Below are 13,924 nucleotides of genomic sequence, written 5' to 3' on the forward strand. Positions count from 1 at the left end.
CCAGCTAGGGGGTTTCGTTCGATGCGACAGCCACGCAGCGTCGCGGTGCGGCTGGCGGGGGCGTGCACCGCGCTCGCGCTGGCCGCGGGGCCGGCGACCGGGTGCTCCGGACAGAGCCAGGTGCCGTCGGTCGGCTACGGAGTCGACGCGGTGATCACCACCTACAACGGTGGCAGCACCCTCGGCGTGAGCAGCGGCTCGGCGGCGGTGTTCCAGCGGGTGCTGACCGGGTTCTTCTACACCGGACCGGAAGGGCAGCAGGTCGCCGACACCGATGCGGGTACCGCCAAGGAGGTGCCGGGCGAGTCGCAGACGATCCAGTACCGGCTGAACCCGGACGGGGTGTATTCCGACGGCGTGCCGACCTCCTGCGACGATCTGGTGCTCACCTGGGCCGCGCGCAGCGGCCGGTTCACCAAAGCCGGTCCGGGCGGTCAGGTGCCGATGTTCGACGCGGCGAGCACCGCGGGCTACGCCGACATCGAACGGGTCGACTGCGAGCCGGGTTCCAAGGACGCCACCGTGGTGTTCCGCCCCGGCGCACGCTACCTGCCGTGGCGCACCCTGTTCGCCGCCGGTGAGCTGATGCCCGCACACGTGGCGGCACGGGTGGCGGGCGTGCCGAACGTGGTGTCGGTGGTGCAGTCCGGCGATCCCGCCGCCATGCAGCGGCTGGCCGACTTCTGGAACACCGGCTGGAATCTCGGCACCGGTGATCTCGACCTGTCCCGGTTCCCGTCCTCGGGGCCCTACCGCATCGAATCCTTCAGTCCCCGTGACGGTTTGGTGCTGGTGGCCAACGAGCGCTGGTGGGGCAACGCGGCCGAGACCGGACGCGTGGTGGTCTACGACAAGACCGTGGACCTGAAGGCCAAGATCGCCGACAACGCCGTGAGCGTGCTCGACATCGGCGCGGGGTCGATTCCCGATCTGGACCTGGCCGGGTTCACCGCGAGTACGGTGCCCGGCCGCGGCGCCGAGCAACTCGTGCTGGCCACCGGCGGCGTGCTGGGCTCGGTGGAGGCCCGCCGGGCGTTCGCCCGGTGCGTGCCGCGTCAGGCGCTCTACAACGACCTGGGCAAGGCCGCCGAGATCCCGAGCACAGGGCTGGGCACCGGGCCGCTGAATTCGCTGATCACCCAGCAGGATTCGTTGTTCTACGGCGCGACCACCGGTGCCGCCGAGCCGTACGAGGTGACCGATGTGGCCGGGGCGCGGGCGGGCTTCGCGGGGACGCCGAACCCCACCATCCGCATCGGCTACCTGAGCCCGGACGACCGGCGCGCGCAGACCGTGGCCAGGATCGCCGAGTCGTGCAAGGCGGCGGGTATCACCGTCGTCGACGCGGGTGCCCCCGACTTCCGGCCGAACCAGCTCAGCGAGGGTGCGGTGGACGCGATCCTGGCGAGCACGGGCGCCACGCCCGGCCCGGCGGGCTCGTTGACCGGCACGGTCGCGGCGGCGGCGCTGCGCACCGGCAACGGTCTCGATTTCGGCCGCTTCGGCAACGGCCGCTACGATGCGATCACCGATCAGCTTGCCGCCGACGACGATTCGGCCACGCAGCTGAACCTGCTGACCGAGGCCGAGAACCTGCTGTGGTCGGAGATGCCGAGCATCCCGCTGTTCGCCACCCCCCGCACCATCGCCTTCGGCAACGGTCTGCACAACGGGGTGGCCGGTCCCACACAGGGTGGCACCGGCTGGAACATGGATCGCTGGGTGTTGCGGCGCTGACATGTGTGGCGGGTCGGGAGCGGGTGAGTGATCATGGAGAGGTGTCGATGAGCAAGCACGCGGCGGTGGAGTCCGACGAGCACGTGGCCGAGCGGACCGCCGAGGCGGCGCGGCAGGTCGAACGCCTCACCCGCTGGCACGACGATTTCCCGACCCCCGGTGTCCGCTTCGCCGACCTCACCCCCGTCTTCGCCGACGCCGAGGGCTTCCGCTCGGTGATCGAATCGCTGGCCGCCTGCGCCCCCGACGCCGATCTGGTCGCCGGCGTGGATGCGCGGGGGTTCCTGCTCGGCGCCGGGGTGGCGGCCACGCTGGGCACCGGTGTGCTCGCCGTCCGGAAGGGCGGCAAACTGCCGCCGCCGGTGATCAGCCGCGAGTACAGCCTGGAGTACGGCTCGGCGGCGCTGGAGATCCCCGGCAACGGGGTGGAACTGCGCGGGCGCCGGGTGTTGCTGCTCGACGACGTGCTGGCCACCGGCGGCACGCTGGCCGCCGCCGCGCACCTGTTCGTCGAGGCGGGCGCCCAGGTCGTGGCCGCCGCGGTGGTGCTGGAGCTGGAGTTCCTCGGCGGCCGCGCCCGCCAGGGCGACTACCCGCTGACCTCGATCCTCCGCCTGCCCTGACGACCGTGCGCGAATAATCGCTGGCGACTCCACCGGTCGCTGGTTACTCTGGATCCCGTCCTCGTCCCCGACGATCGGAGCCCATGGTGCTTTCCTGAGGTCTGCCTCTCGTGCGGCCCGCATTCGCGCGCCGCGTCACGACGCGACTTCGAGGACGCCCATGACCTCTCTGTCCTTTTCCGATCTCACCTTCGCCTGGCCCGACGGCACCCCCGTCTTCGACGGCCTGGACGGCGACCTCGGTCCCGGCCACGTCGGCCTGGTCGGCGCCAACGGCGCGGGAAAGTCCACCCTGCTGCGGCTGATCGCCGGTGAGCTGCGTCCGCTGCGCGGGTCGGTCACCGTGCGCGGCCGGCTCGGGTATCTGCGCCAGGACCTCGGTCTCGCCGACGCCCAGCGCATCGACCACCTCCTCGGCATCGCCGAGATCCGCGCGGCACTGCACCGCATCGAAGCGGGAGCCGCCGCCGAGGACGACTTCGACGTCGTCGGTGCCGCCTGGGACGTCGAGGAGCGGGCGGTGGCGCTGCTGGCCCGGCTCGGCCTGGCGCATCTCGCCGACTCCGTGGCCGCACTCGATCGCCGCCTCGACACCCTGTCCGGTGGCGAGACGGTGCTGCTCGGGCTGGCTGCCGAACTGCTCGCCGACCCCGAGGTGTTGCTGCTCGACGAGCCGACCAACAACCTGGATCGTGCTGCGCGCGAACGCCTCTACGACGTCGTCGAGCAGTTCTCCGGCACCGTGCTCGCGGTGAGCCACGACCGGGAGCTGCTCGAGCGCGCCGACGCCATCGCCGAGCTGCGCGACGGGGAGCTACGGCTGTTCGGCGGCAACTACACCGACTACGAACAGCAGGTCGCGGCCGAACAGCGGGCAGCCGCGGCGGCGCTGCGCGCCGCACGCAATGATGTGCGCAGGCAGTCGCGGGAACTGGTCGAGACGAGGACCAAGCTCGATCGGCGGCGGCGCTACGGCGACAAGTCCGCCGAGAACATGCCGAAAATCCTTGCGGGCGCGCGGAAACGCGCCGCGCAGGTGTCGGCGGGAAAGCTGCGCAACACCCAGATCGAGCGGCTCGATGCGGCCAACGAACAGCTGCGCCGAGCCGAGGAGTCGGTGCGCGACGACCACGAGATCCGGCTCGATCTGCCCGGCACCCGGCTGCATCCCGGCCAGGACGTCCTCGACCTCGTCGATGTCGCCCTGCCCTGGGGCGCGGCCGCCGAGCGCCGGGTGACGTTGCGCATCAGCGGCCCCGAGCGGATCGCGCTGACCGGGCGCAACGGTGCGGGCAAGACGACCCTGCTGCGGCGGATCGCCGCCGCGCCGCCGAAGGTGCCCTGGGGCCTGCTGCCGCAGCGGCTGGACGTCTTCGATCCGGACCGGACCGTGTTCGAGAACGTCGCCGCCACCGCGCCGCAGGCGCCGCCGGTCCGGATCCGTGCGCAACTGGCCCGGCTGCTGTTCCGCGGCACCGACGCCGACGTCCCGGCCGCCGTGCTGTCGGGCGGGGAGCGGCTGCGCGCGGCCCTGGCCATGCTGCTGCTGGCCGAGCCCGCGCCGAAACTGCTGCTGCTCGACGAACCGACCAACAACCTCGATCTGCCGAGCCTGCGGCACCTGACGCAGGCGCTGGCCGGGTTCGAGGGCGCGCTGGTGGTGGTCAGCCACGATCCGCGGTTCCTGGACGAGATCGGAGTCACGCGCCGACTGGAGCTGACCGACGAGGGCCTGGTGCCGGCGAACCCGGCCGGATAATTCGCTTTACGAAAGCGGAATTGAGTACGCTCGGGGCTGTGCAGCTGTCCCGGTTCACCGATCTCGGCCTGCGCGCGATGATGCGCCTGGCCGTCGGCGGCGCGGCCGAGGAACGGGTCACCGTGCGGCTGGTCGCCCGGCAGGTGAACGCCTCGGAACACTACGTCGCCAAGGCGGTCACCAAACTGGCCGAACTCGGCCTCGTGGACTCCCATCGCGGGCGCACCGGCGGGATCTTCCTGACCGACCGCGGGCGCGCCGCCACCGTCGGGCAGATCGTGCGCGGTCTCGAGGGTGCGGCCGAGGTCGTGGATTGCGCGGGCGAGCATCCCTGTCCGCTGGCGGCCGCCTGCCGTTTACGGCGCATGCTGGCCGACGCGCAGGAGATGTTCTACCGCGAACTCGACAAGTACACCCTGCGGGATCTGGTCGACGAACGGACGGTGCGGATGCTGTATCTGCCGGAAATGCCCGCGGCGAATACCGCTGTTTCCTGAGTGGTTTCGAGCGGCGCGCTTCGCGCAATTGTTTCGCTGTACTTTTTCACACCGGTGCGTGTGAATTCTAATTGTCCGCCGCCTCGCGCGCCCGTTCCGTTTGGCGATGCAGATCGCGCATAGTGGCTGGTCGATGGTGTTCTCGCCGACATATTCGGCACCGTCATGGGTAATTTACTTCACCGCCGCTCGCCTCGCTTTTTCCGAGCGGAATTGGTTACCGTCATTTCCGTGGCGTTCGTTGCCACGATGGAATCTCGACGAGGAGAACCCCATGACGATCGTTTCGCCGTCGACGCTCGGCGCCCCCGCGGAATTGGAAGCCCACCATGCCGAGGTGGTTCGCGCCACACTCCCGGTCATCGCCGCGCACATCGACGACATCACCGCGCTGTTCTACCGGAAGCTGTTCACCGCGCACCCCGAGCTGCTCGCGAATCTGTTCAACCGTGGCAACCAGGCGCAGGGCGCACAGCAGCGGGCACTGGCCGCCTCGATCGCCACCTTCGCCGCCCACCTGGTGGACCCGGCGCTGCCGCATCCGGCCGACCTGCTCGCCCGGATCGGCCACAAGCACGCCTCCCTCGGCGTCGTCGCCGAGCAGTACCCGATCGTGCACGAGCACCTGTTCGCCGCCATCGTGGCGGTGCTCGGCGCCGACACGGTGACACCCGAGGTCGCCGCCGCCTGGGATCGGGTCTACTGGCTGATGGCCGACGCGCTGATCGGTTTCGAGGGCGAGCTCTACCGGGCCGCGGGCGTGGCACCCGGCGACGTGTTCCGCGAGACCGTCGTGGTCGACCGTGTCGAGGATCCCTCGGGCGTCGTCACCTTCGTCGTCGAGTCCGCCGAGCCGGCCGCCCCGCTGCCGGATTTCCTTCCCGGTCAGTATGTCTCGGTCGGCGCGCGGCTACCCGACGGTGCCCGCCAGCTGCGCCAGTACAGCCTGGTCACCGCACCCGGCGGCGGCCGCCTCGCCTTCGCCGTCCGCCGTGTCGAGCCGACCCCGGAACAGCCCGCCGGCGAGGTCTCCACCTGGCTGCACACCCAGGTCCGTCCCGGCGACACCCTCGAGATCACCCTCCCGTTCGGCGACCTGGTCGTCGACACCGACGCCGCCACCCCGCTGGTGCTGATCTCGGCGGGCATCGGCATCACCCCCATGATCGGCATCCTGGAACACCTCGCCGCCGCGACCCCGAACCGCCGCGTCCTCGCGGTCCACGCCGACCGCACCCCCGACACCCACCCGCTGCGCGCCGTCCAGGCCGACCTGATCGCCGCCCTCCCCGCGGCCACCCTCGAACTCTGGTACGAACACCCGACGCCGGGCGCGCACGCGGGCATGCCGACCCTCGCCGACCTCACTCTGCCCCCCGACGCCGACATCTACCTCTGCGGCGGACCCGCCTTCCTCCAGTCCGCTCGGGCCCAACTCGCCGCCATCGGAATCCCCACCGCCCGTATCCATTTCGAGCTGTTCACCCCGAACGACTGGCTCCTGGACTGATCCCGGAAAGCGCCGCGCGCCCGGCCGCTGCCGCGCGCGCCGTCGGGGCGGGTGATGTCCGAACCGGACATGCCGTCAGGGTGGCGGCCGGCGCGGTCAGGCGGCGGAGGTGACGCGGTAGACGTCGTAGACGCCTTCCACGTTGCGGACCACGTTGAGCAGGTGGCCCAGGTGCTTCGGGTCGCCCATCTCGAAGGTGAACTTGCTGATGGCCACGCGGTCGCCGTGGGTGGCGACCGAGGCGGACAGGATGTTGACCTTCTCGTCGGCGAGCACCTTGGTGACGTCGGAGAGCAGGCGGGTGCGGTCGAGCGCCTCGATCTGGATGGCGACCAGGAACACCGAGGAGGGCGAGGGCGCCCATTCGACGTCGATGATGCGCTCGGACTGCCCGCGCAGCGAGGCCGCGTTGGTGCAGTCGGTGCGGTGCACGCTCACCGCGCCGCCGCGGGTGACGAAGCCCATGATCTCGTCACCCGGCACCGGCGTGCAGCATTTCGCCAGCTTGGCGACCGTGCCCGGGGCGCCAGGAATGAGGACGCCCGCGTCGCCGGTGACGCGCTGCCTGCTCGGGGTGGTCGAGGGCGTGGAGCGCTCGGCGAGCTCGTTCTCCACGTCACCGATGCCGCCGAGCTGGGCCATGAGCCGCTGCACCACGTGGTGGGCGGAGACCTGGTGCTCGCCGACGGCGGTGTAGAGGCTGGAGATGTCGGTGTAGTGCAGCTCGTGCGCGACGGCGGTCATCGCGTCCACGCTCATCAGCCGCTGCAACGGCAGCCCGACCCGGCGCACCTCCTTGGAGATCTGCTCCTTGCCGCTCTCCAGCGCTTCCTCACGGCGCTCCTTGGCGAACCACTGGCGGATCTTGGCCTTGGCGCGCGGGGACACCACGAAGTTCTGCCAGTCCCGGCTCGGCCCGGCGTTCTGCGCCTTGGAGGTGAAAACCTCGACCACTTCACCGTTTTCGAGCTGCCGCTCCAGGGCGACCAGCCGTCCGTTGACGCGCGCACCGATGCAGCGGTGTCCCACCTCGGTGTGCACCGCGTAGGCGAAGTCGACCGGGGTCGACTTCTGCGGCAGTGTGATGACGTCGCCCTTGGGCGTGAAGACGAAGATCTCCGGCGACTTCAGGTCGAAGCGCAGCGACTCCAGGAACTCGGCCGGGTCGGCGGCCTCGCGCTGCCAGTCGAGCAGCTGGCGCATCCACGCCATGTCGTCGACCTCGGCCAGATCGCCGGAGTGCTTGCCCTTGGTCTCCTTGTACCGCCAGTGCGCGGCGATGCCGAACTCCGCGGTGCGGTGCATGTCGTGGGTGCGGATCTGCACCTCGAGTGGCTTGCCGTCCGGGCCGACCACGGTGGTGTGCAGCGACTGGTAGACGCCGTAGCGGGGCTGGGCGATGTAGTCCTTGAACCGGCCCGCCATCGGCTGCCACAGCGAGTGCACCACGCCGACCGCGGCGTAGCAGTCGCGCACCTCGTCGCAGAGGATGCGGATGCCGACCAGGTCGTGGATGTCGTCGAAGTCCTTCCCCTTGACGATCATCTTCTGGTAGATCGACCAGTAGTGCTTGGGCCTGCCCTCGACCACCGCGTTGATCCGCGAGGCCGCCAGCGTGTTGACGATCTCGGCGCGGACCTTGGCCAGGTAGGTGTCGCGGGACGGCGCCCGGTCGGCGACCAGCCGCACGATCTCGTCGTACTTCTTCGGGTGCAGGATCGCGAAGGCCAGGTCCTCGAGTTCCCACTTGACCGTGGCCATACCGAGGCGGTGGGCGAGCGGGGCGATGACCTCGAGGGTCTCCTTGGCCTTCTTCGCCTGCTTCTCCGGCGGCAGGAACCGCATGGTGCGCATGTTGTGCAGCCGGTCGGCGACCTTGATGACCAGCACCCGCGGGTCGCGCGCCATCGCGATGATCATCTTGCGGATGGTCTCCGCCTCGGCCGCGGCGCCCAGGTTGACCTTGTCCAGCTTGGTGACGCCGTCGACCAGGTGGGCGACCTCGTCGCCGAATTCGGCGCGCAGCTGGTCGAGGGTGTAGCCGGTGTCCTCCACGGTGTCGTGCAGCAGGGCCGCGACCAGCGTGGTGGTGTCCATGCCCAGCTCGGCCAGGATGTTGGCGACCGCGAGCGGGTGGGTGATGTAGGGGTCGCCGGACTTGCGGAACTGGTGGGCGTGCCGCTCGTCGGCGACGTCGAAGGCCTTCTGCAGCTGCGCCAGGTTCGCCTTCGGATACAGCTCACGGTGCACGGTCGCCAGTGGCTCGAGCACCGGCTTGACCGCGGCGATGCCGCGCTGGCCGGTCATCCGGCGGGCGAGCCGGGCCCGTACCCGGCGCGAGGCCGAGGTCGGCACGGCCGCGGACGCGCCGGGCTGGCGCTGGGGGACGTTGTTCGGGGTGGGCCGCGGCGGGGTCGCGGGCGCGGCGGGCTGCGTCTTCGGGGCAGCAGCCGCCGATTGCTCGACATTCGCCTCGCCCAGATGCTGAGTCATGCCACCGCCTCTCCGTACCGCGATCGCACCACATTACCGCTCGAGACCATTCTGCCGCTGCGTCGTGGTGGACCGCTCCTCACCATTGTCTCCCGTTCCGCCGCGGTGGCGGCGGCCGGATGGCCGCTTCGGCGCTCGGGCCTGCGCTCGGGCGGTCGTTGCCGGACGGCCGCGGGCGGGGGCGGAGCCGGCGGACGGGGCGGTAGCGTGCGACCCATGACGGTCCTGCGGTCGCTGGTGTTGTTCGGGCTGGCGGCGCTCGCCGAGATCGGCGGTGCCTGGCTGGTGTGGCAGGGCTGGCGCGAGCACCGGGGGCTGTGGTGGATCGCGGCCGGGGTGATCGCGCTCGGGGCCTACGGCTTCGTGGCCACCTTCCAGCCGGACCCGGACTTCGGCCGGGTGCTGGCGGCCTACGGCGGTGTCTTCGTGGTGGGGTCGCTGGCATGGGGCGTGCTGGTCGACGGATTCCGGCCGGACCGATGGGATCTGCTCGGCGCGGGCATCTGCCTGGTGGGCGTCGCGGTGATCATGTACGCCCCGCGCGGCGGCTGAGGAGCCCGAGCCCCGCGGTGGCCGGGCAGTTGGGATGCCGAGAATTTGCTGGAGCCGCGCCGACGGTGCGGCGGGCGGTGACCGAAACCGCAACGCTCGGTTGCGTTCTCATGCATGGGTTCGGAAACTTGCCGGGCGGGATTCCCGGGCACGCCGCCGTGGATGGGGTAGTATTCGGCGTTTTGCGTAAAGTTTTCGCTGCTGTGCCAGTCATAGCCGGAATCTGTTACGGTCTATTGCGTTTCAGGGTCGAGGGTTGTTGCGGCAACGGGGACTGATTGCGAAGCGCTATGACTGGACAGGTGGCTGGGCTCGCGGGACTGGTGGTCGCAACCGCCGTCACCGTGGCTGCCGCGTATTCGGTTCCGGCGCACGCGCATGCGAATCCCGCTGCGCCGTCGACGAATCTGGCGATCGACGACTGCCCGGCCCTGTACGCGCTGGGAGTCCAGGGCACCGGCGAGTCCTCGCCCGACGCCGCCCCCACCACCGACACCGGCATGCTGTCGACGGTGTTCCGCCCGCTGCTGGCCCGCGCCGCCGAGCCCGGCCTGGTCGACCGTGCCTACGTCCCCTACGAGGCGAGCTTCGGCGGGTTCACCGACGGTGGCGCGGCGCCCTACGCGGAATCGGTCCAGGGTGGGTTGCAACGGCTGCGGACGATGGCGCGGCAGGTCGCCGACCGGTGCCCGGACACCCGCCTCGGGATCGTCGGCTACTCGCAGGGCGCCCACGTCGCCTCGATGTTCGCCCAGGAGGTCGGGCTGGGGGCGGGCGTGGTCCCGGCCGACCGGGTCGCCGCGGTGGCGCTGTTCGGCGATCCGACGCGGAACCCGAACGCCCCCCTGTTCCCCGGCTCGCCCGGCAAGCGCACTCCGGACCCGGCACCGGGCACCCACGGGCAGCGGCTGGCCGCGCTCCCCGCGCTGCCGCCTGCACCCGCGCCGGGCGGCGGCATCGGGCCCGAGCGCGACCGCGCCGCGAACTTCGCCGCCCTCACCGGACGGGTCGCGAGCTTCTGTGCCGCAGGCGATCTCGCGTGTGACGCCCCCGCCGACGCGCCGATCCTGCGCGCGGTGGCGAACATCGCGGGCCAGGCGCGGATCAGCGGCGGTGACCCGGTCACCGCGCTCGGCTCCATCGCCGAAGCGCTGGCCTTCACCTCGATCAAGACCGCCGCGGCGGTGGCCGAGCAGGACATCCAGGGCAACACCCCGGCCCAGTTGTCGCTCGCACCGGGCAAGTCGATCGCCGAGCGGATCGCCGACGCCTCCGACCCTCGCATCCCACTCGACGTCGACGGCGCGCTGCGCGGGGTGCTGCGCGTGGGCCTCATCGGCTTCAACGCCGTCGTCGCGGTGCTCCGCACGGTGCTGAACCCCGCGGCCCTGACCGAACTCGCCACCGCGGGCCTGAGCAACCCGGCCGCGGGACTCGCGCTGCTCGGCACGAAACTGGCCGGAGCGGTACCGCACCTGGTGCCGCCGACCACGGTGTCCCGGCTCGTCACACAGGCCTACGACGCGGTCGTCGCCAGCGTCACCGACCACCGCGAACTGCTGGATCTGACCACCTGGGTGCGGTATTGGGACACCGCCCGCCGCCACGGTGCCTACAGCACCGCGACGGTCGCCGCCGACGGCGCGACGCCCACCCGTTACGTCGCCGACTGGTTCGCCGCCGTGGCCCGTGACCTGGCCGAACAGGGTGCGGGCGGTGCGCGGAGCGGTGGCGCCGGAATAGCCGGGGCGCCCGACGGCGCGTCGGCTACGCCGAATGCCGGGAGTGCGGGACAATTTCCGTTCGGGACAGGAGCCGATGGCGCCTCATCCGGGGGCGTGGCCTCGATTCCGCCCACCGTGCGACCCGGTACCACCGACCACAACTACCCGTTCTCCACGAACTGATCGCCGAGAGGTCCGACGATGCGACACCACGCGCCCGGCCCCGCGGGAATGGGGGAATGTTGAAGTCGTACAAAGATCTGTCCCGGTGGTACGACCCGCTCGAACCCGACACCGCCGCGCCGAGCGGGTCGCCCGCCGATCAGGACCGCCTCGAACCGCTCGACGACGAGGGACCGGCACGGTATCCGCACTACATTCGCGACGAGGATCCCGTCGAGGCGCGGGCGATCACCGAGGTGCCCGCCGACCTGCCGACCCGGCGCGCCGAATTCACCGGCGGCTGGTCGGACTGGGTGGACGCGCCCGCCGCGGTGCGCGCGCCCGGCCCCGACGACGAGTTCCCCGAGCGCGGTGCCGACCTGGTGCGCTTCCCGTGGTCCGACGACGAGGACGACTACGACGACGATCCGTTCCCCGAGCCCGCCCCGGCTCGGTCGTTGCGCGAGCATCCGGCCTACCGCCGCGGGCGCACGGTGGTCGTGCTCGTGATCGCGGTGCTGTTGCTGATCGCGGCCGCGGTGGGCGCGATCGTGTTGCTGCGGCTGTCGGCCGACCGGCCCGCCGCCGCACCCGCCACCGCGCCGATGCGGTTCACCGCGGGCAGCGCGCAGGCGGGCATCACCACCGGCTGTCCCACCGAACGCACCGACCGCATCGTGCGCAGCGCCGCGCCGGGCGGCACCACCTCCGGGCCCGACGCCGTGCTCGGCTTCCAATACGCCTACTACGTCGAACGTTCCGGCGCGCGCGCCAGGCAGTTCGTCGCGCCCGCCGCCGCGGTGCCCGCGGCAGCGGTGATCCAGCGGGGGATCGACTCGATCCCCGCGGGCACCACGCACTGCGTGCGGATCGCCGCGCTCGGCGACACCATGTACGCGGTGGAGGTCACCGAGTACCGGCCGGGCGGCGCGCCCGCCACGTACAACAAGCAGATGGTCACCACCGAGGTGATCGACGGCCGGGTGCTCATCGCGGGCATCGCGGCCGGATAAGGAGAGCTGAGAGCGATGGGAGAGGACTGGAGCCGCTGGCTCGACGAGGCGCCCGACCGGGGCGACCCGCCGAGCCGACAAGCGCGTTCGAAGGCTCCGGTGGTGCGGCTGCGGCGGCGCGGCGGTGACGGCGAGGCCGAGGGGTTCGGGCAGCGGCCGATCCTGGTGGTCGGCGGCTGCGGCGGTGCGGGCACGACGACGACGGCGCTGGGCATCGCGGGGGAGCTGGGCTCGGCGGGTACCCCGACGGTCGCGGTCGACGCGACCGCGGCGGGCAGCGATCTGGCGCTGCGGGGCGCCGACGAGCATCTGCACCCGATCAGCCTGCAGTCGTGGCTGTACGGCCGCGGCGACGACGAACCGGCGCCGCTGAAGGAATGCCTGTCGCGGGCGACCTCCGGCATCGGCCTGCTCTGGCGCGATGCCGCCCCGCTGCGCCGCCGCGCGACCTACTCCACCGTGGCGCGCGCGGTGGCCGACGCCGGGTACACGGCGGTCTACGACGGCGGCCACCCGATCGCGAGCAGACAGCTGCGTCCGCTGCTCTACGACGCCGATATCGCGCTGGTGCTTGCCATTCCGGCCCGCCCCGATGCCGCGAACCGGCTGCGGATGACGCTCGAATGGCTCGACGACGAGTTCGGCGAGGCCGCCGAGGGGCAGGGTGGCGGCATCGTGGGAGACACCACCCTGGTGATCTCGCACCAGGCGCCCGGCGACGACTCCCGGGTCGCCGATCATCTGCGCGCGCACCTGTCGGGCTGGGTCCGCGACATCCGCGAGATCCCCTACGATCCGCACCTGGCCCGGGGCGAGCTGGTCCGCCACGCCGACCTGGCGGCCGAGACGCGCCGGGCGTACGAGCGACTCGTGGCGGGGGTGGCATCATGACCGCCGCCATGAGACTTCGCCGCAAACTCGATCCGCGACCGGCCGGGGTGGTCGCCCCGCCGGAGTCGCGCCGCGCGCCGGTGTGGGACCGCCCGGTGCCCGGGGTGGGCCGGGCACCGCTGGTGTGGCTGCTCGGCGTGCACGGCGGCGCGGGCGCGACCACCCTGGCGCACGTGCTCGCGCCCGCCGCGGACACCTCCCGGCGCTGGCCCGGGGTGTTCGACCGGGAGTCGCCGTTCGTGGTGCTGGTCGCGCGCGAGACCATCGCCGGACTCACCCGGGCCCACGACCTGTTGCGGCAGCACCACTTCGGCTTCGGCGGTCCGTCCGAGGTGCTCGGCCTGATCACCGTCGCCGCGCGGCCCGGCCGCATGCCCGCCGAGATCCGCCGCTACCGCGAGGTGGTCGGTTCGCTGGCCGGGCCGTTGTGGCAGGTGCCGTGGTACGAGGAGTGGACCCTGGTCGAGCCGGAGCAGCTGCCGATCTGGACGCCGGGCGACCCGATGCCCGAGCGCAAGCGCAAGATCGATCCGCTGGCCGAGGTGCCGGTCGAGGTTCGCGAGCTGGGCGCTGACATCGTCGACGCGGTACGTGAGAAACTCGACAGCGGAACGGAATTCGCCGACGACGACATCACCTCTCCACCTTTCGAGAAAGGGTCCCGATGAGCATGTTTCTCCTGGCCGTACAGGACACCTACGGCACCGTGCTCGCCCAGGTCGGCAACCCGACCCCGGAAGCGCCTCCCGGATCGGAGAAGATCCTCCAGCTGGTGCGGTACCTGACCTGGTTCGTGCTGCTGTCGGGTATCTGCGGAATCATCTACGCCGGTGGCAAATTCGCGTGGGAGCGGTGGACGGGCGGCGGGCTCGAGTCGCCGAAGATGGTGGCGGGCGCGATGATCGGTGGCGTGGTGGCCACCAGCGCGGGCACCATCATGAACGCTGTCATCGGTACGTAGAG

The 13,924-nt window shown here is 71.5% G+C and carries 12 protein-coding genes; 11 read left to right on the plus strand and 1 reads right to left on the minus strand.

Annotated elements, in window-relative coordinates; genetic code table 11:
- The first annotated feature begins 21 nt into the window (after positions 1 to 21).
- From AMO33_RS01735 to AMO33_RS01755, 5 genes are all read left to right on the plus strand, one after another.
- On the plus strand, positions 22 to 1,737 hold the full coding sequence (locus AMO33_RS01735; protein WP_060590070.1) for an ABC transporter substrate-binding protein: 1,716 nt from the start codon (positions 22 to 24) through the stop codon (positions 1,735 to 1,737).
- A 47-nt stretch (positions 1,738 to 1,784) separates the two neighbouring features.
- Complete coding sequence (locus AMO33_RS01740) at positions 1,785 to 2,360, plus strand: adenine phosphoribosyltransferase (RefSeq protein ID WP_011210221.1); 576 nt, start codon at positions 1,785 to 1,787, stop codon at positions 2,358 to 2,360.
- Positions 2,361 to 2,520: 160 nt separating this feature from the next.
- Positions 2,521 to 4,119 carry an ABC-F family ATP-binding cassette domain-containing protein gene (locus tag AMO33_RS01745; protein WP_060590072.1) on the plus strand — a complete coding sequence of 533 codons (1,599 nt, stop codon included), beginning with the start codon at positions 2,521 to 2,523 and terminating at the stop codon, positions 4,117 to 4,119.
- Positions 4,120 to 4,157: 38 nt separating this feature from the next.
- The gene (locus AMO33_RS01750) at positions 4,158 to 4,616 is read left to right on the plus strand and encodes an RrF2 family transcriptional regulator (RefSeq protein WP_011210219.1); all 459 of its coding nucleotides are present in this window, start codon (positions 4,158 to 4,160) and stop codon (positions 4,614 to 4,616) included.
- Positions 4,617 to 4,890: 274 nt separating this feature from the next.
- Positions 4,891 to 6,126: a globin domain-containing protein gene (locus AMO33_RS01755; protein ID WP_060590074.1), complete on the plus strand. Its 1,236-nt coding sequence runs from the start codon at positions 4,891 to 4,893 to the stop codon at positions 6,124 to 6,126.
- Between the two features lie 96 nt (positions 6,127 to 6,222).
- Here the strand turns inward: AMO33_RS01755 and AMO33_RS01760 are convergent, their stop codons facing one another.
- Complete coding sequence (locus tag AMO33_RS01760) at positions 6,223 to 8,619, minus strand: RelA/SpoT family protein (protein WP_060590076.1); 2,397 nt, start codon at positions 8,617 to 8,619, stop codon at positions 6,223 to 6,225.
- A gap of 216 nt (positions 8,620 to 8,835) precedes the next feature.
- Between AMO33_RS01760 and AMO33_RS01765 the strand changes: the two genes are divergently transcribed.
- From AMO33_RS01765 to AMO33_RS01790, 6 genes are all read left to right on the plus strand, one after another.
- Positions 8,836 to 9,171 (plus strand): YnfA family protein, encoded by a 336-nt coding sequence (locus AMO33_RS01765; protein ID WP_060590082.1) that lies wholly within the window; start codon positions 8,836 to 8,838, stop codon positions 9,169 to 9,171.
- Between the two features lie 290 nt (positions 9,172 to 9,461).
- Entirely contained in the window at positions 9,462 to 11,078 is a 1,617-nt protein-coding gene (locus AMO33_RS01770; RefSeq protein WP_060590084.1) for a cutinase family protein, read from the plus strand.
- A 56-nt stretch (positions 11,079 to 11,134) separates the two neighbouring features.
- Positions 11,135 to 12,070 carry a hypothetical protein gene (locus AMO33_RS01775; protein WP_060590086.1) on the plus strand — a complete coding sequence of 312 codons (936 nt, stop codon included), beginning with the start codon at positions 11,135 to 11,137 and terminating at the stop codon, positions 12,068 to 12,070.
- 15 nt (positions 12,071 to 12,085) lie between these two features.
- Entirely contained in the window at positions 12,086 to 12,961 is an 876-nt protein-coding gene (locus tag AMO33_RS01780; protein WP_011210213.1) for a MinD/ParA family ATP-binding protein, read from the plus strand.
- On the plus strand, positions 12,958 to 13,629 hold the full coding sequence (locus AMO33_RS01785; RefSeq protein ID WP_011210212.1) for a hypothetical protein: 672 nt from the start codon (positions 12,958 to 12,960) through the stop codon (positions 13,627 to 13,629). Before AMO33_RS01780 ends, AMO33_RS01785 begins: the two co-directional genes overlap by 4 nt.
- The gene (locus AMO33_RS01790) at positions 13,626 to 13,922 is read left to right on the plus strand and encodes a hypothetical protein (RefSeq protein ID WP_011210211.1); all 297 of its coding nucleotides are present in this window, start codon (positions 13,626 to 13,628) and stop codon (positions 13,920 to 13,922) included. The genes AMO33_RS01785 and AMO33_RS01790 overlap by 4 nt, the downstream gene beginning before the upstream one ends.
- The last annotated feature ends 2 nt before the right edge of the window (positions 13,923 to 13,924 follow it).

Origin of the sequence: Nocardia farcinica, from assembly GCF_001182745.1 — a bacterium.
In the GTDB taxonomy this organism is placed as follows: domain Bacteria; phylum Actinomycetota; class Actinomycetes; order Mycobacteriales; family Mycobacteriaceae; genus Nocardia; species Nocardia farcinica.

What these genes read in the sequence shown, in the direction of transcription:
- AMO33_RS01760 (WP_060590076.1), bottom strand. Translation starts at nt 8,619, where the DNA reads ATGACTCAGCATCTGGGCGAGGCGAATGTCGAGCAATCGGCGGCTGCT.
- AMO33_RS01780 (WP_011210213.1), top strand. Translation starts at nt 12,086, where the DNA reads ATGGGAGAGGACTGGAGCCGCTGGCTCGACGAGGCGCCCGACCGGGGC.
- AMO33_RS01790 (WP_011210211.1), top strand. Translation starts at nt 13,626, where the DNA reads ATGAGCATGTTTCTCCTGGCCGTACAGGACACCTACGGCACCGTGCTC.
- AMO33_RS01775 (WP_060590086.1), top strand. Translation starts at nt 11,135, where the DNA reads ATGTTGAAGTCGTACAAAGATCTGTCCCGGTGGTACGACCCGCTCGAA.
- AMO33_RS01765 (WP_060590082.1), top strand. Translation starts at nt 8,836, where the DNA reads ATGACGGTCCTGCGGTCGCTGGTGTTGTTCGGGCTGGCGGCGCTCGCC.
- AMO33_RS01735 (WP_060590070.1), top strand. Translation starts at nt 22, where the DNA reads ATGCGACAGCCACGCAGCGTCGCGGTGCGGCTGGCGGGGGCGTGCACC.
- AMO33_RS01745 (WP_060590072.1), top strand. Translation starts at nt 2,521, where the DNA reads ATGACCTCTCTGTCCTTTTCCGATCTCACCTTCGCCTGGCCCGACGGC.
- AMO33_RS01755 (WP_060590074.1), top strand. Translation starts at nt 4,891, where the DNA reads ATGACGATCGTTTCGCCGTCGACGCTCGGCGCCCCCGCGGAATTGGAA.
- AMO33_RS01785 (WP_011210212.1), top strand. Translation starts at nt 12,958, where the DNA reads ATGACCGCCGCCATGAGACTTCGCCGCAAACTCGATCCGCGACCGGCC.
- AMO33_RS01770 (WP_060590084.1), top strand. Translation starts at nt 9,462, where the DNA reads ATGACTGGACAGGTGGCTGGGCTCGCGGGACTGGTGGTCGCAACCGCC.
- AMO33_RS01740 (WP_011210221.1), top strand. Translation starts at nt 1,785, where the DNA reads ATGAGCAAGCACGCGGCGGTGGAGTCCGACGAGCACGTGGCCGAGCGG.